The following is a 19,362-nucleotide window of genomic DNA, read 5'->3' on the forward strand; positions in this document are numbered from 1 at the left end:
TGGCGGACCGCACGGACAACGACCGTTTCGGACGTCGCTCGGTCGGCTCAGGCGGGCGACGTCAGCCGGCGTCCTTGGAACAGGGGAGCAGCCCCATCCGGTCCTTGAGGGCCAGCACCCGTCGCACCGACGCCTCGACCTTCGCCGCGAACTCCGGCTCGGCAGAAGCCTTGTCCGCCAGCGCCTCGAGCATGTCGTCGGCGTCCGCAGCCCTGCCGGTGAGGACGACGTCGCCCCCGGCGTCGACGAGCCGCACGGCCCGGTCGCCCGGCGAGACGTTCTTCAGCGCCTCGGCGTTGACGTCGTCGGTGATGACGACGCCCTCGTACCCGAGCTTCTCGCGCAGCAGCCCGGTGACGATCTTCTCGGAGAACATCGCCGGGTTCTTCGCGTCGAGCTTCGGGTAGCGGGCGGACGACATCATCACCAGGCCCACGCCGGCCTCGATGTTCGCGCGGAACGGCTCGAGGAACGGGTCGTCGGCCGTGGCCACCGAGTCGGTGATCCCGGAGGAGGAGAAGTCGGTGTTGTTGCGCACCCGCCCCAGGCCGGGGAAGTGCTTGACCGCACCCTCGACGCCCTCCTCGAGCATCCCCTCGAGGAACGCGACCGAGTAGGTGGCAACGGTGTTGGGGTCCGACCCGTACTGGCGCCCGAAGCGCCCGATCGGCCCGTTGGCCCGGCCGATGTCCTCGGGCACGGTGTCGGCGACCGGGGCGAGGTTGACGTTGACGCCGACGTCCTTCATCTGTCGGGCCCAGCCCGCCGCGTCCTTCGTCAGCTCGGCCGGCTCGAGCTTCGCCTGGTCGAGCGCCTTGGGGGGACGGGTGAAGCCGTCGCCGCGCAGCTGGTGGACGATCCCGCCCTCCTGGTCGGCGGCGATCATCAGGCCGACGTCGCCGGTGGCCTTGGTGGACACCAGCCCGCCCAGGTGCTTCGAGGTCCGCATCACCTTGGCCGCGCCGTCCCAGCCGCCGAGGTAGATGACGTTGCCGACGTGGTCGGACGTGACGAGGTCGTCGAGGGAGCCGCGGGCCGCGTTGGTGTCGAACCCGACCATGAGCAGCTGCCCGAGGCGCTGGTCGGCGGAGAGCGCCTCGAAGGTCTGCTCCGCGCAGGTCGGGGAGGCAGACGGGCTGGGCGAGGCCGACGACGGGGCCGGGCTCGAGGAGGTCGCAGACCCCGACGGCGACGCGGTGGGGGTACCGGTGGAGCACCCGGCCACCGCCGCGAGCACGCCACCGACGACGAGCGCGGTGGGGGCCCGGAGGGCGTGCGTGCGGGGAGAAGTCACCCGACGACGTTACGTGACCGGGCGCCCGGCGACCCAACCCGCAGGTCACCACCGGGGAGACTCCCGGACCCCGATCCGCCATGATCACCCCATGCCAGCGATCCCCGTCGTCCTCGACGTCGACACCGGTGTCGACGACGCCTGCGCCCTCCTCCTCGCCGCACTCCACCCGGGCCTGGACCTGCGCGCGGTCACCTGCGTCGGCGGCAACGCCCCGCTGGCCGACGTCGTCCGCAACACGCTCACGGTGCTCGAGACGGCCGGTCGCGGCGACGTCCCGGTGGGGGTCGGGGCCGCGCGCCCGCTCCTCGAGGACCCGGTCGACGCCCGCCACGTGCACGGCTCCGACGGCATGGCCGACCTCGGGATGGCGCCGCCCACCCTCGTGCCGGACGCCCGCTCCGCGCTCGACCTCCTACGCGACACCATCGAGGCCGCCGCGGAGGCGGGCGAGTCGCTCACCGTCGTGCCGTTGGCCCCGATGACGAACCTCGCGCTTCTCGCCCGCGTCCACCCCGCGGCCTTCTCCCGCATCGGGCGGATCGTCTTCATGGGTGGCGGCGTGGAGATCAGCAACGCCACCGCGGCCGCCGAGTTCAACGTCTTCCACGACCCCGAGGCCACCGCGATGGTCCTCGACGCCTGCGCCGAGCACGAGGTGCCGGTGACGATGTACGGCCTCGACGTCTTCTACGAGCCGCTCGTCACCGACGTGCAGGTGGCCGCCCTGCTCGAGGTCGACACCCCCGTCGCGCGGCTGGCCGCCGGCCTCATCTCCTTCCACCACCGCCGCTTCGCCAACGCGGGCGCGACGATCGGCGACGCCGGTGCGGTCGGCATCCTCCTCGAGCCGGACGCCGTGCGCACCGAGCGGCTGCCCGTGCGCGTCGAGCTCACCGGCACCTGGACGCGTGGGCGCACCGTCGTCGACCGCCGCGACTGGAGCGGCCACCTCGCGCACGACCCGCACGGGCTCGCCCCGGCGATGGTCGATGTCGCCCTAGAGGTCGACGGCCCGCGCATCGCCGACCTCTGGGTCCGCACGGTCGGGGGGCAGGTCTGATGGCGGGCCGCGTCCTCGTCCTCGGGTCGTTGAACGTCGACCTCGTGACGCGGGTGGAGCGCCACCCGAGACCGGGCGAGACCGTCCTCGGCGAGGGGCTGCGCCGGCTCGCGGGCGGCAAGGGCGCCAACCAGGCCGTGGCGGCGGCCGCCGCCGGGGCCGACGTCGCGATGGTCGGCTGCGTCGGCGACGACGCGGGGGGAGCGGCCTACCGGGCGCGGCTCGAGGCCCGCGGCGTCGACGTCTCCGGCCTGCGCACGGTCGAGGACACCCCCACCGGCCACGCCCTCATCGCCGTGTCCGACGACGGCGAGAACTCGATCGTCGTCGTCCCCGGCGCCAACGACCTGCTCGACGAGCGCGAGGTCGCGGCCGTGGACACCCTCGGTCCCGGTGACGTCCTCCTCGTCCAGCTCGAGGTGCCCCGGACGGTGGTCTGCACGGCGGTGCGGCGCGCGGCCGGGCGGGGGGCGCGCGTCGTCGTCAACACGGCGCCGTACGCGGCCCTCCCGCCGGACGTCGTCGCCCTGGCCGACCCGGTCGTCGCCAACGAGCTCGAGATGGCGGCGCTCGCCGAGGCCGGCGCCGAGCCGCGCTCCCTCCTCGTCACCTTCGGGGCCAACGGCGCCGCCTGGGACGGCGCCACGAGCCCGGCCGTCGAGGTCGCCGCCGACGAGGTCCTCGACACCACCGGCGCGGGCGACGCCTTCTGCGGGGCGCTCGCCGCGGCCCTCGCCCGGGGCGACGAGCGGGACACCGCCCTCGCGGCAGCCCTGGCCGCCGGCGCCGACGCCGTGCGCCGCGAGGGCGCCCAGGCCGACCCCGAGCTCTAGGCGGGCCGGGCGGGGTCGACGACGAGGACGACCTGCTGGCCCGCGACGCGGGTGAGGATGACCGTCGCCTGGGCGCCGTCGCCCGCCTTGCGGCCGATCTTCAGCTGGCGGCGCAGCTCGTCGTCGTCGAGCCGCACCCCGCGCTTCTTGATGGTCAGCCCGGTCACCCCGTGCTGCGCCAGCCACGCCCGCAGCGACTTCACCGAGAAGGGGAAGGCCTCGCGCACGGCGTAGCGCCGGGCGAACTCGACGTCGACCTCGGCGTCGGACACCACGTAGCCCAGGCCGTGGTCGACCTCGCTCCCGAGCGTCGCCGCGGTGACCGCCCCGAGCAGCCCGGCCTGGGTCACGGCCCGGTCCGGCTCGTAGAGCCACGGGCCGACCGCCCCGAGCGAGGCCACGGTGGGGGTGTCCGGCTCGCACATCGACTCGTCGACCTCGACCGGCGACCGGCCGGGCCCGAGGATGCGGGCGCTGCGGCCGGGACGCTGCGCCAGCGGCCCCCACCACACGGCGCACTCGAGCACCTCACCGCCGTACGACGTCCACTGCGCCTCGGTGCCGAGGGGGATGGCGTCCTTGGGCATCGAGGGCGAGAGCTTGGCGCCCGTGGCGGGAACGGCCGTCGCGACCTGGACCACGAAGTCCCACGTGGGGCGGATCTCGTCGAGGCGGAAGACCCGCTTGATCCGGCCGTGGCGCCCGGTGACGCCCGGCACCCGTCGCGCCGGGTCGAGCCACACCCCGACGCGCGAGCGCAGCGGGTCGCGCGGCGGCTCGAACTCCTCGGCCAGCCCGACCCGGGCGCGCGAGTCCGGCCACGGCCGCAGGTTGATGTCGGCGATGGCGGCGGTCACGGGGTCGATGTCGACGCCCTGCACCGTGACGCCGAGGGCCGACATCGCCACGGCGTCGGCGCCGATCCCGCAGCCCAGGTCGTGCACGGTGGCCAGGCTCGCGTTGTAGAAGCGGCCGGCGTGGGTGGCCGACAGCTCGAGACGGGAAGCCTGCTCGAGTCCGTCGGCGGTGTAGAGCAGGTCGTCGGCGAACTCGCCGAACTTGGCCACCGCGCGCGCCCGCAGGCGCTGCTGGGTGAGGAGCGCGGCGACCAGCTCGGGGGCGTGCCCCTCGCGGCGCAGGCGGTCCTGGAGGGGCATGACGGCGGCCTCGTCCCAGGCGGGCAGGGAGCGCAGGAGCTCCTTGCCCTCCGGGCTCCCGAGGGTCCGCACCACGCCGATGTCCACGGCGCGACATCCTGCCATTGCGCCCGCCCGGACCCGCCCCGGACGCGGCGCGTCCACGGAACTGGCACTCGAGTTGACCGAGTGCTAACGCGCGACCTAGATTTGCCTCATTGGCACTCACCCCGTGTGAGTGCCAGCGCACCCCGGGTCGGGATCGACCCCCGCGACGGCGAGAGCGGCCCGGGAGCGCAGTCCCGTCCACTTCGACTCACCCCACAGGGGAGGAGCACACCGTGTCGGTTTCCATCAAGCCGCTCGAGGACCGCATCGTCATCAAGAGCCTCGAGGCCGAGCAGACCACTGCCTCCGGTCTGGTCATCCCGGACACCGCGAAGGAGAAGCCCCAGGAGGGCGAGGTCCTCGCTGTCGGCCCGGGCCGCATCGACGACAAGGGCAACCGCGTCCCGCTCGACGTCCAGGTCGGCGACCGGGTCATCTACAGCAAGTACGGCGGCACCGAGATCAAGCACCGTGGCGAGGAGTACCTCATCCTCTCCGCGCGTGACGTGCTCGCCGTCGTCGGCTGACGCACCACCCGATGTCGTGACCGCGCCCCGGAGGGCACCCCGCCGTGGGTGCCCACCGGGGCGCGTCCGGTCGAGGTGACCGGAGCACCCATCAGACCCCGCCGGCGCGCAGCACGAGCCCGCCACCGGCATCCCGATCACGAAGGACAGCAATGGCCAAGCAACTGGAGTTCAACGACTCCGCCCGCAAGTCCCTCGAGCGCGGCGTCGACGCGCTCGCGAACGCCGTCAAGGTGACGCTCGGCCCCAAGGGCCGCAACGTCGTCATCGACAAGAAGTGGGGCGCCCCCACGATCACCAACGACGGTGTGACGATCGCCCGCGAGATCGAGCTCGAGGACCCGTACGAAAACCTCGGCGCCCAGCTCGCCAAGGAGGTCGCGACCAAGACCAACGACGTCGCCGGTGACGGCACGACCACCGCGACCGTCCTCGCCCAGGCGATGGTGCACGAGGGCCTGCGCAACGTCGCGGCCGGCGCCGCCCCCTCCGGCCTCAAGCGCGGCATGGACGCCGCCGTCGACGCCGTCTCCGAGGAGCTGCTGCGCGTCGCCCGCGAGATCGAGTCCAAGGAGGAGATCGCCCAGGTCGCCTCCCTCTCCGCGCAGGACCCGGAGATCGGCTCGACCATCGCCGACGCGTTCGACAAGGTCGGCAAGGACGGCGTCATCACCGTCGAGGAGTCCTCGACCGCGAGCACCGAGCTCGAGTTCACCGAGGGCATGCAGTTCGACAAGGGCTACATCAGCCCCTACTTCGTCTCCGACCCGGAGCGCATGGAGGCCGTCATCGAGGACGCGTACGTCCTCATCCACCAGGGCAAGATCTCGGCCATCGCCGACGTCCTGCCGGTGCTGGAGAAGGTCGTCAAGGCCGGCAAGCCGCTCCTCGTCATCGCCGAGGACGTCGACGGCGAGGCCCTCTCGACGCTCGTCGTCAACAAGATGCGCGGCACGTTCAACGTCGTCGCCGTCAAGGCGCCCGGCTTCGGCGACCGCCGCAAGGCGATGCTCCAGGACGTCGCCGTCCTCACCGGCGGCCAGGTCGTCGCCGAGGAGGTCGGCCTCAAGCTCGACCAGGTCGGTCTCGAGACGCTGGGCCAGGCCCGTCGCGTCGTCGTCACCAAGGACTCGACCGTCATCATCGACGGCGGCGGCGACCACGCCGACGTCGACGGCCGCGTCGCGCAGATCAAGCAGGAGATCGAGCGCACCGACTCCGACTGGGACCGCGAGAAGCTCCAGGAGCGCCTCGCCAAGCTCGCCGGTGGCGTGTGCGTCATCAAGGTCGGCGCGCACACCGAGGTCGAGCTCAAGGAGAAGAAGCACCGCATCGAGGACGCCATCTCGGCGACCCGCGCGGCCATCGAGGAGGGCATCGTCGCCGGTGGCGGCTCCGCCCTCATCCAGGCCGTCAAGGTCATCGAGGGTCTCGACCTCGAGGGTGACGAGAAGGTCGGCGCGTCCATCGTGCGCAAGGCCGCGGCCGAGCCGCTGCGCTGGATCGCCGAGAACGCGGGCCTGCAGGGCTACGTCGCCGTCGCCAAGGTGCAGGACCTCGCCTTCGGGCAGGGCCTCAACGCGGCCACGGGCGAGTACGAGGACCTCATCAAGGCCGGCGTCATCGACCCGGTCAAGGTCACCCGCTCGGCGCTGCGCAACGCGGCCTCGATCGCGTCGATGGTCCTCACCACCGACACCCTCGTCGTGGAGAAGCAGGAGGAGGAGCCGGCTGGTGCGGGCGGTGGCCACGGCCACGGTCACGGCCACTGACGCTCCACCCCCGGCGCTCCACGCGCTGACACCGGATGCCGTCCGCCCCACCCCGGGGCGGGCGGCATCCGTCGTCCCAGGTCGTAGGGTCGGGCGCATGCGGCTGCTCGGGGTGCTCGGCGGGATGAGCTGGACGTCGACGGTCTCGTACTACCGCGGGCTCAACGAGGGCGTGGCCGCCCGCCTCGGCGGGCTCCACTCGACACGGGTGCTGCTGCACTCCGTGGACTTCGGACCGGTCGCGCAGGCGCAGCACGCCGGTGACTGGGACGCGGCGGCGGGCGTCCTCACGCAGGCCGCGCGCGGCCTGGCGGCCGGGGGGAGCGGGCGCCGTCCTCCTCGCGACGAACACCATGCACCAGGCGGCCGGGGCGGTCGAGGAGGCCGCTGGTGTCCCGCTGCTGCACATCGCCGACCCCACGGCCGACGCGATGGTCGCGGGCGGGCACACCCGGGTGGGGCTGCTCGCGACCCGGTTCACGATGGAGCAGGACTTCTACGTGGGACGCCTGCGCGAGCGCGGCCTCGACGTCGTGGTGCCGGATGCCACCGACCGCGAGGTGGTTCACCGCGTCATCTACGACGAGCTCGTCCACGACGTCGTGCGGCCGGAGTCGCGCGAGGCCTACCTGGGGGTCGTCGACCGGCTGGTCGCCGCGGGGGCCGAGGCGGTCGTCCTCGGGTGCACCGAGATCGGCCTGCTGCTGCGCGACGGCGACGCGGCCGTGCCGCTGTACGACACCACGGCCCTCCACGTCGCCGCCGGCGTCGACTGGCTCTGCGCCGACTGACCCATCAAGGGCCGCCGGGGGCGGTCAGGGCTCGGCGGTGATGTGGAGGGTCTCGCCCTCGAAGGTCACGACGTCGCCGGGGCGGACCTGGCGCCCGCGACGGGTGTCGACCTCGCCGTTCACGGCGACGACCCCGCGCTCGATGGCCTCGCGCGCCATCGCGCCGTCGTCGACGACGCCCGCCAGCTTGAGCAGCTGGCCCAGCCGGATCGTCTCGTCACGGATGGGGACGTCGAGGGGTGCGCTCACGCCCCCAAGGCTAGTCGCCGGCCGACCGGGCCCGGACAGGACGAAACCCCCGCCGCGAGGGCGAGGGTTTCGGGTCGGGACCGCTGGTTCGCGGTGGCCGGTGGCGGGCCGTTCGCGAAGGTCCTGCGGTCCCGACCCGGTATCGCTTCCGGGGCCGTGCGACGGTGACCACCCCTTTGGGCCACCGTGTCGGGGTCAGGAGGCGATGTGCCGGTCCCTCGAGTAGTGCGACTCCCGCTCGTCCTCCGTGAGTCCGCCCCACACGCCGTAGGGCTCGCGGACGGAGAGGGCGTGCGATCGGCACTGCTGCAGGACCGGACAACCGAGACAGATCTCCTTGGCAGCACTGGCGCGGGTCCGCCGCTTGCTGCCGCGCTCACCCTCGGGGTGGAAGAACACCTCGGGACCGACCCGACGGCAGGCACCGTCGAGCTGCCAGTCCCAGAGGTCGGCGACGGGCCCAGGCAGTCTGGTGATCTCGGCCATGTCGTTACCTCCTGTGGTGCGCTCGCCACTTCCCCGAGCGGCTTGCGCTTCACGGTAAGAGGGGGTTGGTAGAGGGAGGGCAATCCGTGGGTAAGGCTTTGGTCAACCTCACCTGCGGTTGGTCAGGGCTTGGCCATGACGCAGAAACGTGCACGTCGCAGGCTCGGCCCGGGCCGCGCTCGGGGGTCCGGGCGGCTCCCACGGCGCGGGAGTGCAACCCGGGTCGGCCCCCGTGCGTACTCTCCCTGACCGGGTGGTTCGGGGCGGTTCGGAGACCACCCGACGGAGGGAACGGAGGGGTGATGTCGCCCGAGGAGTTCGACGAGCTCTACCGCGCGAGCGCACCGCGTCTCGTCGGCCAGGTCCACGCGATGTGCGGGGACGTGGCCGAGGCCCAGGACGTGGTCCAGGAGGCCTTCGAGCGAGCCTGGCAGCATCGTTCGCGGCTGGACCGGGAGCGCTCACCGGAGGCGTGGGTGCGCGTGACCGCGATGCGCCTCGCCGTCAGCCGATGGCGGCGGCAGCGCAACGCCGTCCTCGCGTGGCGCCGTCGAGCGCACGACCTCGTGGACGCCCCGGGGGAGCCCTTCGACCCCGTCCTCGTCGCCGCCCTCCTGGCCCTGCCGGAGGCTCAGCGCCTCGCCATCGTCCTGCACCACCTGGCCGACCTGTCGGTCGAGGCGGTCGCCGCCGAGCTGGCGGTCCCCGTCGGGACCGTCAAGGCCCGGCTCTCCCGAGGGCGACGAGCCCTCGCCGCGGCCCTGGCCGCGCCGACCGTGAAGGAGGGGCGGCATGTCTGACGCCCGTGACCCCGACGCCCTGCTCGTCGACCGCCTGCACGCCCTGGCCGTGAGCACGGGCACCCTCGACCTCCCACCGGCCGAGGTCGTCCGCGAGGGTGGGGAAAGGCGCCGACGCCGCGCCCGGACCGCCGCGGCCGGCTCGGTCCTCGCCGCCGTGGTGCTGGGCGCCGGTGTTGCCGTGACCAGCGGGCTCTCGCGCGACCGGGCGGACGCTCCCCTGCCCGCGACGTCGGCACCGGCCCCGACGGCATCCGCGGACCCCAGCCCCTCGACCTCGCCGACGGCTGCGCCCGAGCCGACGGCGAGCGGGACGGTCCCGCCGCCCGCCGACCCGGGTCGGGTCGCGCTGGGGTCGATCGGGTCGGTGGCGCTGCCCGCGGGCTGGCGCGTGGAGCACCCGCGGGGCGAGCGCGAGAACACCCTGTGCCTCGCCGACCCCGCGACCGACCGGCCGTCCTGGGCCCCGTGCACCCTGCAGCTCGCCTGGGGCGACGGCGTCGTCGGCCGCGACGGGGGCCCGTGGTCCAGCCACCAGCGCGACGGATGGAGGACGACGCGCACCGCCCCGGCGGGCTGCCCCCTCTGGGGCCCGGAGTGGGTCGACGACGGTGGTCCGGTCGTCGGGCTTGAGGGCGGCCTCCCGGCCAGATCGCTGGGCGCCGTCGGGCCGAAGGTCGCCGAGCTGTCCTGGTACGTGGCCGGCTGCCGCGGCGGTGGCGGGTATCTGCGCCCGCGGATCTGGTGGCTTCCCGTCACGGGCCTGCAGGCCACTGACCTGCTCAACCACCCGCGCAGCCACGAGGTGCTCGCATCGGTGCGGTTCGCCACGGACTCCGGCTCCACCGGGCTGCACTTCGTCCACGGCGAGGTCATCGAGGGCCACGGGACGCGCACCCTGCGGGTGGCCCCCACGCGCACCCTGACCAACGACGTCGAGGGGTTCCGGTGGCAGCGCGAGCGCGGGCGCGGCGAGGAGTTTATGGGCAACCCGCCCGAGGTGTCGACCGGTGCTCCCGTGACCGTGCGCATCACGGACCGGACGTCGTGCTTCTCGTACGACGGGACCACCACGTTCGGGATGCGGCAGATCGCGTGCGAGGACCTCGGGTCCTTCGGGGTCGAGTACGTGGACGCCGTCGTGACGCCGAGCGGGGAGGCGCGACGCGTCGTGGAGCCCTTCCGCAGCTGAGGGGGCGCCCCGGGACGGCTCCACCCCCGCCGTCCCGGGGCGTGGCGGGGTGTCCGGGGGTGGTGGCGCGAGCCCGTAGAATCGGGTGATGAGCCTCGGACTGGACGAGACCAGCACCACCGCCGACCACGCGGGCTCCGCGGCGCCGAGCGCCGCCCCGGCCCCCTCGACCCCGACGACCGACGCCGGCACGTACGAACCCGCGCCGCCGTCGCCGTTCGCCGCGCTGGGCCTGACCTACGACGACGTCCTGCTCCAGCCGGGCGAGACCGACGTCATCCCCAGCGAGGTCGACACCACGAGCCGGCTCACCCGCGGCATCTCGATCCGCGTCCCGCTCATCTCCGCGGCCATGGACACCGTCACCGAGGCCCGCATGGCCATCGCGATGGCGCGGCACGGCGGCATCGGCATCCTCCACCGCAACCTGTCGATCGAGGACCAGGCCTACCAGGTCGACCTCGTCAAGCGGACCCAGACCGGGATGATCTCCAACCCCGTGACCATCGGCCCCGACGCCACCCTCGAGGAGCTCGACGAGATCTGCGGTCGCTACCGCGTCTCGGGCCTGCCGGTCGTCGACCCGGGCGAGCACCTGCTGGGCATCGTCACCAACCGCGACCTGCGCTTCACCCCCGTCGCCGAGTGGGGCCACACCCTCGTGCGCGACGTCATGACCCCGATGCCGCTCATCACCGGCACGGTCGGCATCAGCAACGAGCAGGCCACCCTGCTGCTGCGCCAGCACAAGCGCGAGCGCCTGCCGATCATCGACGACGAGGGCCGCCTGCGCGGGCTCATCACCGTCAAGGACTTCGTGAAGTCCGAGCAGTTCCCCGACGCCAGCAAGGATGCCGACGGCCGCCTCCTCGTGGGCGCGGCGGTCGGGTACTTCGGCGAGGCCTGGGAGCGCGCCTCGCGGCTCATCGAGGCCGGCGTCGACGTCCTCGTCGTCGACACCGCCCACGGGCACGCCCGCCTCCTGCTCGAGATGATCGAGCGGGTCAAGAAGGACCCCTCCACCCGCCACGTGCAGGTCATCGGCGGCAACGTCGCCACCCGCGCGGGCGCCCAGGCGCTGGTCGACGCCGGGGTCGACGCCGTCAAGGTCGGCGTCGGGCCGGGCTCGATCTGCACCACCCGCGTCGTCGCCGGGGTCGGCGTCCCGCAGGTCACGGCGATCTACGAGGCCTCCCTCGCCTGCCGGCCCGCCGGCGTCCCGCTCATCGGCGACGGCGGCCTGCAGTACTCCGGCGACATCGCCAAGGCGCTCGTCGCCGGCGCCGACACCGTCATGGTCGGCTCGCTGCTCGCCGGGTGCGAGGAGTCGCCGGGTGAGCTCGTCTTCATCAACGGCAAGCAGTACAAGGCCTACCGCGGTATGGGGTCGCTCGGCGCGATGTCCTCGCGCGGCAAGAAGTCCTACTCCAAGGACCGCTACTTCCAGGCCGACGTCACCAGCGACGACAAGATCGTCCCCGAGGGCATCGAGGGCCAGGTCGCCTACCGCGGACCGGTCGGCGCCGTCGCCCACCAGCTCATCGGCGGCCTGCACCAGTCGATGTTCTACGTCGGTGCGCGCACCGTCCCCGAGCTCAAGGCCAAGGGGCGCTTCATCCGCATCACGACCGCCGGCCTGCGCGAGTCGCACCCGCACGACATCACCGGCATCGTCGAGGCGCCGAACTACACCTCCAAGGGCTGACCCGGCCGGTCGCGGGGCCTCAGGCGCCGCGGACCGGGCCGGTGCTCGAGCGGATGACGAGCTCCGCCGGGATGTGCTGGGTGCGGGCCTCCCCGCCGGTCTCGGCCACGAGCTCGGCAAGCCGCGCGACCGCGGCGTCGCCGAACGCGTCGACCGGCTGCCGCACGCTCGTCAGGCCGACGAGGTCGAGCGCCGCGATCTGCGAGTCGTCGAACCCCACGACGCTGACGTCCCCCGGCACGTCGACCCCCCGGGCGCGCAGCACTCCCATGACGCCCACGGCGGTGAGGTCGTTGGCGGCCATGACCGCGGTGGGGAGCGGGTCCAGCGCCATCAGCCCCTCGCCGCCCTCGCGACCCCCCTCCGGCGTGAACTCGCCTGGCACGACGCGCGGTTCGAGCCCGGCCTCGGCCATCACCGCGCGGTAGCCGGCCTCCCGGTCGCGGGCCGGGCGGGTCGGCCCGCCGGTGACGTGGGCGATGTCGCGGTGCCCCAGGCCGACGAGGTGCTCGACGACGAGCCGGGCGGCCTGCACCTCGTCGGTGGTGACGGCGTCGACCCCGGCGACCGAGGTGTCGCTGCCGATGATGACGCACGGCACCGTCCCCGACAGGCGCTGGAGGTCGGCGGTGCGCATCATCGGGCTGAGCAGGACGAGCCCGGCGATCTGGTGCTCCAGCAGGGTGCGGACCAGCGAGACCTCGCGCTCCGGGGACCGGGTGCCCGGTGCCACGAGCAGGTCGTAGCCGGCGCGCTCGGCAGCGGCGGCCACCGAGCCGTACACCAGCCCGAAGTACGGGTTGGTGACGTCGTGGATGAGGACGCCGAAGGTCCGCACCTCCTTGCTCGCGAGCGAGCGGGCGGAGGCGTTGGGGCGGTAGCCGAGCTCGTCGGCGGCCCGGAGCACGGTGCGGCGACGGGTGGGGGAGACGTTGGGGGCGTCGCGCATGACGAGGGAGACCAGCGCCCGGGACACGCCGGCGCGGCGCGCGACGTCCTCCTGGGTCGGTCGCATCCGTGCTCCTCACGTCAGAATGTCGTCACATTTTCATAAATGTCAGGACAAGGTCTTGTCAGCGCCCTGCCGGGTGCGCCACAGTATGCCGTTAGCGCGCGCTAATCCAGAGCGTTCGCGACAGCGCAACGACGCGCAGGCGGGCCGGGCCCGCGACGAAGGAGGAAGCATGAAGGCTCCCAAGCTGGGTCTGGCGGTCGTCGCGGCGACCGCGCTGCTGCTGGCGGGATGCAGTGCCGGTGACACGTCCGGCAACACGAGCAGCGGCGGCTCGAGCGCCGCGGCCGGCGGGGACAACAAGGGCATCAAGCTCTGCATGTACACCCACGGCGACGGCGGCGGGTTCTGGTCGGTCGCGAAGAAGGGCGCCCAGAAGGCGGCCGAGGACCTCGGGGTCACCTTCGACTACCAGGAGTCCAACAACGACGCGGAGGCCCAGGCGCAGCTCATCGAGGCGGGCGTCACGGCCGGGTGCCAGGGCATCGCCGTCTCGGCGCCGAACCCCGACGCCATCAAGGACGCCCTCAAGGGCGCGACCGACAAGAAGATCCCGATCGTCACGATGAACTCGGGCAGCGCGGTCTTCAAGGAGCTCGGCGCGTTCACCCACGTCGGCCAGGACGAGCTGATCGCCGGCCAGGAGGCGGGCAAGAAGTTCAAGGAGCTGGGCGCGAAGAAGGTCCTCTGCCCGATCCAGGAGGCCAACAACATCGGTCTGCAGCAGCGCTGCGACGGCGCGAAGGAGACCTTCGGCAACGTCGAGAACCTCCAGCTGTCCGCCGGTCTCGCCGACCTCGCCAAGAGCCAGGCCGAGATCCAGGCCAAGCTCGAGGCCGACCCCTCGATCGACGCGGTCTTCGCGCTCAACGCCGACATCGCCACCGCGGGGGCCATCCCGGCCGCCGAGGCCGTCGGCCGCACGCTCCAGATCGGCACCGTGGACCTCTCGGGTGACGCGGTCACGGCCATCAAGGACGGCAAGCTCGCGTTCGCGATCGACCAGCAGCAGTACGCGCAGGGCTACCTGTCCGTCGTCCTGCTCTACCTGAACAAGATCAACGGTCACGAGCTCGGCGGTGGGCAGCCCATGTACACCGGCCCCGGGTTCGTCACCAAGGACAACGCCGACCTCGTCCAGAAGCTGGCGGAGGCGGGCACCCGCTGACCGCGGGCCGTGGCGGGGCCCCCGCCCCGCCACGGCTCCCGGACCGCTGCCCGCGTCCACTCACGAGAGGCTCCGCCATGACCGCGACCACCGCGACCAGCGCCGACGAGCGACTGGCCAGCGTCTCCCGCTTCACCAAGATCCTGCGCCGGCCCGAGCTCGGCGCCCTCCTCGGCGCCGTCGTCATCTACCTGATGTTCGCCGTCGTCGACACGACCGGGAACTTCGCCACCATCGCGGGCACCGCACGGTGGACCGACGTCGCCGCCACCGTCGGCATCGTCGCCGTGCCGGTCGCCATGCTGATGATCGCGGGCGAGTTCGACCTCAGCTCCGGCGTCATGATCGGCACCTCGGGCCTGCTGGCCGGCCTGCTCACCACCGAGTACGGGCTGGGCATGTGGCCCGCCATCCTCGTCACCCTCGCGTTCGCGGCCTGCATCGGGCTGATCAACGGCTGGCTCGTCATGCTCACCGGGCTGCCGTCGTTCATCGTCACGCTGGCGATGTTCTTCTCGCTGCGCGGCATCAACCTCGGCGTCACCAAGGCGCTCACCGACACCGTCCGCGTCGCCGGCATCGACAAGGTGCCCGGCTACGACTCGGCGCAGGCCATCTTCGGCACGACGTTCTGGGCGCCCTTCAACTTCCGCATCTCGGTCATCTGGTGGGTCGTCATCACCGTCGTCGCGACGACCGTGCTCACCAAGACGCGCTTCGGCAACTGGATCTACGCCGTCGGCGGCGACTCCAACGCTGCCCGCAACACCGGTGTCCCCGTGCGCCGCACGAAGATCACCCTCTTCGTCACCACCTCGATGGCGTCGGCGCTCGTCGGCATCATCAGCCTCATGCGGCTGAAGTCGATGCAGGCCGGCCAGGGGGTGGGTGAGGAGTTCACCTTCATCATCGCCGCGGTCGTCGGTGGCTGCCTGCTCACCGGTGGCTTCGGGTCGGCGATCGGCTCGACCATCGGCGCCTCGATCATCGGGATGGCCTTCATCGGCATCGCCTACGCCGGCTGGAACACGGACTGGTCCTGGCTCTTCCTCGGCGTCATCCTCTTCATCGCCGTGCTCGTCAACACCTACATCGGCCGTCGCGCCCAGGGAGCCCGCAAATGACCGCCACCGAGCCCACCCCCGAGGTCCCCGAGGTCCCGGCGACGCCCGAGACCCTTCCCGCCCCGGCGGCCGGCACGGTCACCCCGGCCCTGCAGCTCAAGGGCGTCGGCAAGGCGTTCGGCAGCGTGCTCGCGCTGCAGGACATCAGCCTGCACGTCGACCCGGGCACCGTCACCTGCGTGCTGGGTGACAACGGCGCCGGCAAGTCCACGCTCATCAAGGTCCTCAGCGGGGTCCACCAGCCGACCGAGGGCGAGTTCCTCGTCGCCGGGGAGTCGCGCAGCTTCACGTCCCCGCGGGACGCGCTCCGGGCCGGGATCGCCACGGTGTTCCAGGACCTCGCGACCGTGCCGCTGATGTCGGTGTGGCGCAACTTCTTCCTCGGCAACGAGCCGCGGCGCGGCATCAAGCCGTTCCGCGTCCTCGACACGGCGACGGCCCGCGCGACCTGCCGCGAGGAGCTGCTCGCCATGGGGATCGACATCCGCGACCTCGAGCAGCCCGTGGGCACGCTGTCCGGTGGCGAGCGCCAGGCCGTGGCGATCGCCCGGGCCGTGTACTTCGGCGCCAAGGTGCTCATCCTCGACGAGCCGACGAGCGCCCTGGGCGTCAAGCAGTCGGGCGTCGTGCTCAAGTACATCCTCCAGGCGCGCGAGCGCGGGATCGCGGTCGTGTTCATCACCCACAACCCGCACCACGCGCACATGGTGGGCGACCGCTTCTACCTGCTCAACCGCGGCCGGCTCAAGCACGAGTTCGAGCGGGCCACGGTGACCCGCGAGGAGCTCGTCCAGGCCATGGCCGGCGGCGCCGAGCTCGACGCGCTCGCGCACGAGCTCGAGGCCTCCACCCGCTAGGAACCAGGAGCGATGGACACACTGACGGTCGGCGTCATCGGCGCCGGATGGATGGGGCACGTGCACGCCCGTGCGTACGGCCGGCTGACGCAGCACTGGCCCGACCTCCCGCTGCGACCCCGGGTCGCGGCGGTGGCGGACTCGTCGCCGGCGGCGGCCTCGGCGTTCGCCCGGGCCCACGGTGAGGAGGTCACCGAGTACGCCGACTGGCGCGACCTCGTCGCCGACCCGTCGGTCGAGGCCGTCAGCGTGACCGCCCCCAACGCGATGCACCGCGAGATCGGCGTCGCGGTCGCGGAGGCGGGCAAGCACCTGTGGATCGAGAAGCCGGTGGGGCTCACGGCAAAGGACGCGCTGGCCGTGCGCGACGCCGTGGCCGCCGCCGGGGTCGTCGGGTGCGTGGGGTTCAACTACCGCCACGTGCCGGCGGTCGCCCGGGCCCGCCGGCTCGTCGCGTCCGGTGCCATCGGGACCCCGACCCACGCGCGGGTCCAGCTCTTCACCGACTACGCCGCCCACCCCGGCAGCCCCCTGTCGTGGCGCTACGCCGTGGCGCGGGGCGGCCACGGGGTGCTCGGCGACCTCGCCTCGCACGGGGTCGACCTGCTGCGCTTCGTCCTCGGCGACGTCGTGGCGGTGACCGCGCAGACGTCGATCACGATCCCGCGGCGTCCGGTCGCCGACGCGCAGGGCCACTACAGCGTCCTCGACGTCGACGACCCGGACCTGACGTTCGGGGAGGTGGAGAACGAGGACTACGTCGTGGCGATCCTGCGGATGGCGTCGGGCGTCATCGGGGTCTGCGAGGCCGACCGCGCGGCCGTCGGTGAGCAGAACAACTACGCCCTCGAGGTGCACGGCAGCGCCGGTCTCGTGCGGTGGGACTTCCGCCGCCCGGGCGAGCTGCAGGTGTCCTCGGGGACGCAGTACGCCGGCCAGGCGACGACGACGGTGTTCAGCGAGCCGGGCGACGGCGAGTACGCCGCCTTCCAGCCCGGCGCCGGGATCGCGATGGGCTACGACGACACCAAGGTCGTCGAGGCGATGAACTTCGTCCGGGCCGTCGCGGGTGAGGCGGCCGAGCTCGCCACGCTCGACGACGCGGTCGCCAGCGGGCGCGCCCTGGACGCGATGGTGCAGTCCCAGGACAACGGAGAGTGGGTGCAGGTCGGATGACCACACGCGACGCAGGGTTCGCCGTGGCGCAGGACGAGCAGGTCGCGGTGCGGCGGATCGGGGTGGTCGGCTGCGGCCGGATCGGCCGGATGCACGCCGGGATCCTCGCCGAGATGCCCGGCTTCACCGTGGCCGGGCTGGCCGACGCCGTGCCGGCCGCCGCGGAGTCGGTCTCGGCGGCCACCGGTGCGCCGGTGATGACGATCGAGCAGCTCCTCGCCGCCGACGACATCGACACCGTGGCGATCTGCAGCTCCACCGACACCCACGCCGACCTCGTCGTCGCCGCGGCGCAGGCGGGCAAGGCCGTCTTCTGCGAGAAGCCGGTGAGCCTCAGCCTGGCCGAGGTCGACCGGGCGCTCACCGCCGTCGACGACGCCGGCGTGCCGTTCATGATCGGTTTCAACCGGCGCTTCGACCCGGGCCACCAGGCCGTGCGAGACGCCGTGGCCTCCGGCGGCATCGGCGACCTGCACCTGCTGCGGGTCACCAGCCGTGACCCCGCCCCGCCGCCGCCCGAGTACGTGGCCGGCAGCGGCGGCATCTTCCTCGACATGGCGATCCACGACTTCGACATGGCCCGCTACGTCGCCGGCAGCGACGTCGTCGAGGTCTACGCCCGGGGCGCGGTGCGGGTCGACCCCCGCATCGGCGAGGCTGGCGACATCGACACCGCCGTCGTGGTGATGACCCACGCCGACGGGACGCTGACGACGATCGACAACAGCCGCCAGGCCGTCTACGGGTACGACCAGCGCATCGAGGCCTTCGGGTCCGGCGGGATGGCGGTGTCGGACAACCCTGCTCGGCACAACGCGTGGGTGCGCACCGGTGAGGCCACGGTCGGGCAGCCGCTGCCGTGGTTCTTCCTCGAGCGGTACGTCGAGTCGTACCGGAGGGAGTGGGCCGCCTTCCACGCCTACCTCACCCAGGGCGGGCCGTCGCCCGCCGGCACCGACGCCGCCCGCGCGTGCACCACGGCGGCGCTCGCCGCCGGGCTGTCGCTGCGCGAGGGCCGGGCGGTGCGGGTCGAGGAGATCGGGTGAGCCCGAGCCGCGTCGCGGTCACGGGGGGCACCGGGTTCGTCGGCGGCACGGTCGCGTCCGTGCTCGCCGCCAAGGGGCATGACGTCGTCTGCCTCGTGCGGCGCGACCCCGGGCCCGCGTTCCCGTGGGCGACCCGGCTCGTCGACACCGGCGACGCCTCTTCCATCGCCGCGGCGCTGGAGGACCGTGACGCCGTGGCCCACCTCGCCATCCTCAACGACTTCCACGGCATCTACGCCGACCGTCGGGCCGGCTGGGACGGCTTCGTCGGGCTCACCCGACGCGTCGTGGACGCCGCCAACACCACCGGCACGCGCGTCGGGTACGTCTCCACCGACTGGGTCTTCGACGGCACCGGCCACCTGGTCACCGAGGACGAGCCGCCCAACCCGGTCAACTACTACGGCGTGCTCAAGGCGGCGTCCGAGCTCGTCGTCCTCGAGCGCGCGCGGTCGGGCTTCGTCGCGCGGGTGGGCGGCGTGCAGGGGCTGCACCAGACGCAGGACACCGGGCCCCGCTCGCAGGACGTCGGGTTCGGCTACTTCGTCCTCGCCCTCGTCGACGCGCTGCGGGCGGGGGAGCGGTTCATCGTGTGGGAGGACCCGGCGATCAACGCGGTGGCGACACCCGTGGTGTCCCCGGAGATCGGGGCGCTGCTGGGGCGGGCCGTCGACCGCGGCGTCGACGGCGTGCTGCACTTCGCCGGCGGCACCGCGGTGACCCGCCGTGAGCTGGCCCACGCGGCCTGCGCCGTCTTCGGGGTCGACCCCGACCTCCTCGACTTCCGCCCGCCTCCGGACGAGGCCCGGCTGCCCGCTCCCGTGCCCTACGACACCAGCATGTCGGGGGAGGCCACGATGGCGCGCCTGGGCACCCGCACCCACAGCATCACCGAGCAGCTCGAGGTGCTGCGGCGCGAGCTCGACGAGGGCGCGCCGGTCCCGCTCAGCTGAGCGGCGGCGTCGGTGTCGTCGAAGGTCCGTGCTGCGCCACCGCCGACCGCGGGCCCGTGCCACGCTGAGG

At 73.1% G+C, this 19,362-nt stretch carries 19 protein-coding genes; 14 read left to right on the forward strand and 5 right to left on the reverse strand.

Annotation, left to right across the window (positions count from 1 at the left end):
• Nucleotides 1–61: 61 nt before the first annotated feature.
• Nucleotides 62–1,294 carry a glycoside hydrolase family 3 N-terminal domain-containing protein gene (locus tag ACFLFB_RS04980; protein ID WP_392544600.1) on the reverse strand — a complete coding sequence of 411 codons (1,233 nt, stop codon included), beginning with the start codon at nt 1,292–1,294 and terminating at the stop codon, nt 62–64.
• A gap of 91 nt (nt 1,295–1,385) precedes the next feature.
• On the opposite strand from ACFLFB_RS04980, the gene ACFLFB_RS04985 reads away from it, so the two are divergent.
• Both ACFLFB_RS04985 and ACFLFB_RS04990 read left to right on the forward strand, forming a co-directional pair.
• Nucleotides 1,386–2,357 carry a nucleoside hydrolase gene (locus ACFLFB_RS04985; protein ID WP_392544601.1) on the forward strand — a complete coding sequence of 324 codons (972 nt, stop codon included), beginning with the start codon at nt 1,386–1,388 and terminating at the stop codon, nt 2,355–2,357.
• On the forward strand, nt 2,357–3,190 hold the full coding sequence (locus ACFLFB_RS04990) for a PfkB family carbohydrate kinase (protein ID WP_392544602.1): 834 nt from the start codon (nt 2,357–2,359) through the stop codon (nt 3,188–3,190). The genes ACFLFB_RS04985 and ACFLFB_RS04990 overlap by 1 nt, the downstream gene beginning before the upstream one ends.
• Here the strand turns inward: ACFLFB_RS04990 and ACFLFB_RS04995 are convergent.
• Complete coding sequence (locus ACFLFB_RS04995; protein ID WP_392544603.1) at nt 3,187–4,434, reverse strand: THUMP-like domain-containing protein; 1,248 nt, start codon at nt 4,432–4,434, stop codon at nt 3,187–3,189. The two genes, ACFLFB_RS04990 and ACFLFB_RS04995, sit on opposite strands and share 4 nt — an antisense overlap.
• A 233-nt stretch (nt 4,435–4,667) precedes the next feature.
• Here ACFLFB_RS04995 and groES point away from each other — a divergent pair, with 233 nt between their 5' ends.
• The 3 genes from groES to ACFLFB_RS05010 all read left to right on the forward strand — a co-directional run bounded on the left by groES (nt 4,668) and on the right by ACFLFB_RS05010 (nt 7,524).
• Entirely contained in the window at nt 4,668–4,961 is a 294-nt protein-coding gene (gene groES, locus ACFLFB_RS05000; RefSeq protein WP_392544604.1) for a co-chaperone GroES, read from the forward strand.
• A 152-nt stretch (nt 4,962–5,113) separates the two neighbouring features.
• Nucleotides 5,114–6,733, forward strand: a complete 1,620-nt coding sequence (gene groL / locus ACFLFB_RS05005) for a chaperonin GroEL (protein ID WP_392544605.1) — start codon at nt 5,114–5,116, stop codon at nt 6,731–6,733.
• Between the two features lie 353 nt (nt 6,734–7,086).
• Entirely contained in the window at nt 7,087–7,524 is a 438-nt protein-coding gene (locus tag ACFLFB_RS05010) for an aspartate/glutamate racemase family protein (RefSeq protein ID WP_392544606.1), read from the forward strand.
• A 24-nt stretch (nt 7,525–7,548) separates the two neighbouring features.
• Here the strand turns inward: ACFLFB_RS05010 and ACFLFB_RS05015 are convergent, their stop codons facing one another.
• Nucleotides 7,549–7,773: an RNA-binding S4 domain-containing protein gene (locus ACFLFB_RS05015; protein ID WP_392544607.1), complete on the reverse strand. Its 225-nt coding sequence runs from the start codon at nt 7,771–7,773 to the stop codon at nt 7,549–7,551.
• A 195-nt stretch (nt 7,774–7,968) separates the two neighbouring features.
• Entirely contained in the window at nt 7,969–8,259 is a 291-nt protein-coding gene (locus tag ACFLFB_RS05020; RefSeq protein WP_392544608.1) for a WhiB family transcriptional regulator, read from the reverse strand.
• Nucleotides 8,260–8,561: 302 nt separating this feature from the next.
• Between ACFLFB_RS05020 and ACFLFB_RS05025 the strand changes: the two genes are divergently transcribed.
• The 3 genes from ACFLFB_RS05025 to guaB all read left to right on the forward strand — a co-directional run bounded on the left by ACFLFB_RS05025 (nt 8,562) and on the right by guaB (nt 11,956).
• Nucleotides 8,562–9,059, forward strand: a complete 498-nt coding sequence (locus ACFLFB_RS05025; RefSeq protein WP_392544609.1) for an RNA polymerase sigma factor — start codon at nt 8,562–8,564, stop codon at nt 9,057–9,059.
• Complete coding sequence (locus ACFLFB_RS05030; protein WP_392544610.1) at nt 9,052–10,251, forward strand: hypothetical protein; 1,200 nt, start codon at nt 9,052–9,054, stop codon at nt 10,249–10,251. Before ACFLFB_RS05025 ends, ACFLFB_RS05030 begins: the two co-directional genes overlap by 8 nt.
• Before the next feature lie 88 nt (nt 10,252–10,339).
• Nucleotides 10,340–11,956, forward strand: coding sequence for an IMP dehydrogenase (guaB, locus tag ACFLFB_RS05035; RefSeq protein WP_392544611.1), 1,617 nt, complete (start codon nt 10,340–10,342; stop codon nt 11,954–11,956).
• Between the two features lie 19 nt (nt 11,957–11,975).
• Here guaB and ACFLFB_RS05040 read toward each other — a convergent pair whose 3' ends face one another.
• Nucleotides 11,976–12,971: a LacI family DNA-binding transcriptional regulator gene (locus ACFLFB_RS05040; protein WP_392544612.1), complete on the reverse strand. Its 996-nt coding sequence runs from the start codon at nt 12,969–12,971 to the stop codon at nt 11,976–11,978.
• Nucleotides 12,972–13,140: 169 nt separating this feature from the next.
• On the opposite strand from ACFLFB_RS05040, the gene ACFLFB_RS05045 reads away from it, so the two are divergent.
• The 6 genes from ACFLFB_RS05045 to ACFLFB_RS05070 all read left to right on the forward strand — a co-directional run bounded on the left by ACFLFB_RS05045 (nt 13,141) and on the right by ACFLFB_RS05070 (nt 19,292).
• A complete protein-coding gene (locus ACFLFB_RS05045; RefSeq protein ID WP_392544613.1) occupies nt 13,141–14,136 on the forward strand; it encodes a sugar ABC transporter substrate-binding protein in 996 nt (331 codons plus the stop codon).
• Nucleotides 14,137–14,213: 77 nt separating this feature from the next.
• Nucleotides 14,214–15,260 carry an ABC transporter permease gene (locus ACFLFB_RS05050; protein ID WP_392544614.1) on the forward strand — a complete coding sequence of 349 codons (1,047 nt, stop codon included), beginning with the start codon at nt 14,214–14,216 and terminating at the stop codon, nt 15,258–15,260.
• The gene (locus ACFLFB_RS05055; protein WP_392544615.1) at nt 15,257–16,117 is read left to right on the forward strand and encodes an ATP-binding cassette domain-containing protein; all 861 of its coding nucleotides are present in this window, start codon (nt 15,257–15,259) and stop codon (nt 16,115–16,117) included. The genes ACFLFB_RS05050 and ACFLFB_RS05055 overlap by 4 nt, the downstream gene beginning before the upstream one ends.
• A gap of 12 nt (nt 16,118–16,129) precedes the next feature.
• On the forward strand, nt 16,130–17,293 hold the full coding sequence (locus tag ACFLFB_RS05060; protein ID WP_392544616.1) for a Gfo/Idh/MocA family protein: 1,164 nt from the start codon (nt 16,130–16,132) through the stop codon (nt 17,291–17,293).
• Complete coding sequence (gene iolG, locus ACFLFB_RS05065) at nt 17,290–18,339, forward strand: inositol 2-dehydrogenase (protein WP_392544617.1); 1,050 nt, start codon at nt 17,290–17,292, stop codon at nt 18,337–18,339. The genes ACFLFB_RS05060 and iolG overlap by 4 nt, the downstream gene beginning before the upstream one ends.
• The gene (locus tag ACFLFB_RS05070; protein ID WP_392544618.1) at nt 18,336–19,292 is read left to right on the forward strand and encodes a sugar nucleotide-binding protein; all 957 of its coding nucleotides are present in this window, start codon (nt 18,336–18,338) and stop codon (nt 19,290–19,292) included. The genes iolG and ACFLFB_RS05070 overlap by 4 nt, the downstream gene beginning before the upstream one ends.
• Nucleotides 19,293–19,362: the final 70 nt, after the last annotated feature.

The sequence above is a fragment of the Oryzobacter telluris genome (genome assembly GCF_043099285.1).
Lineage (GTDB): Bacteria > Actinomycetota > Actinomycetes > Actinomycetales > Dermatophilaceae > Oryzobacter > Oryzobacter telluris.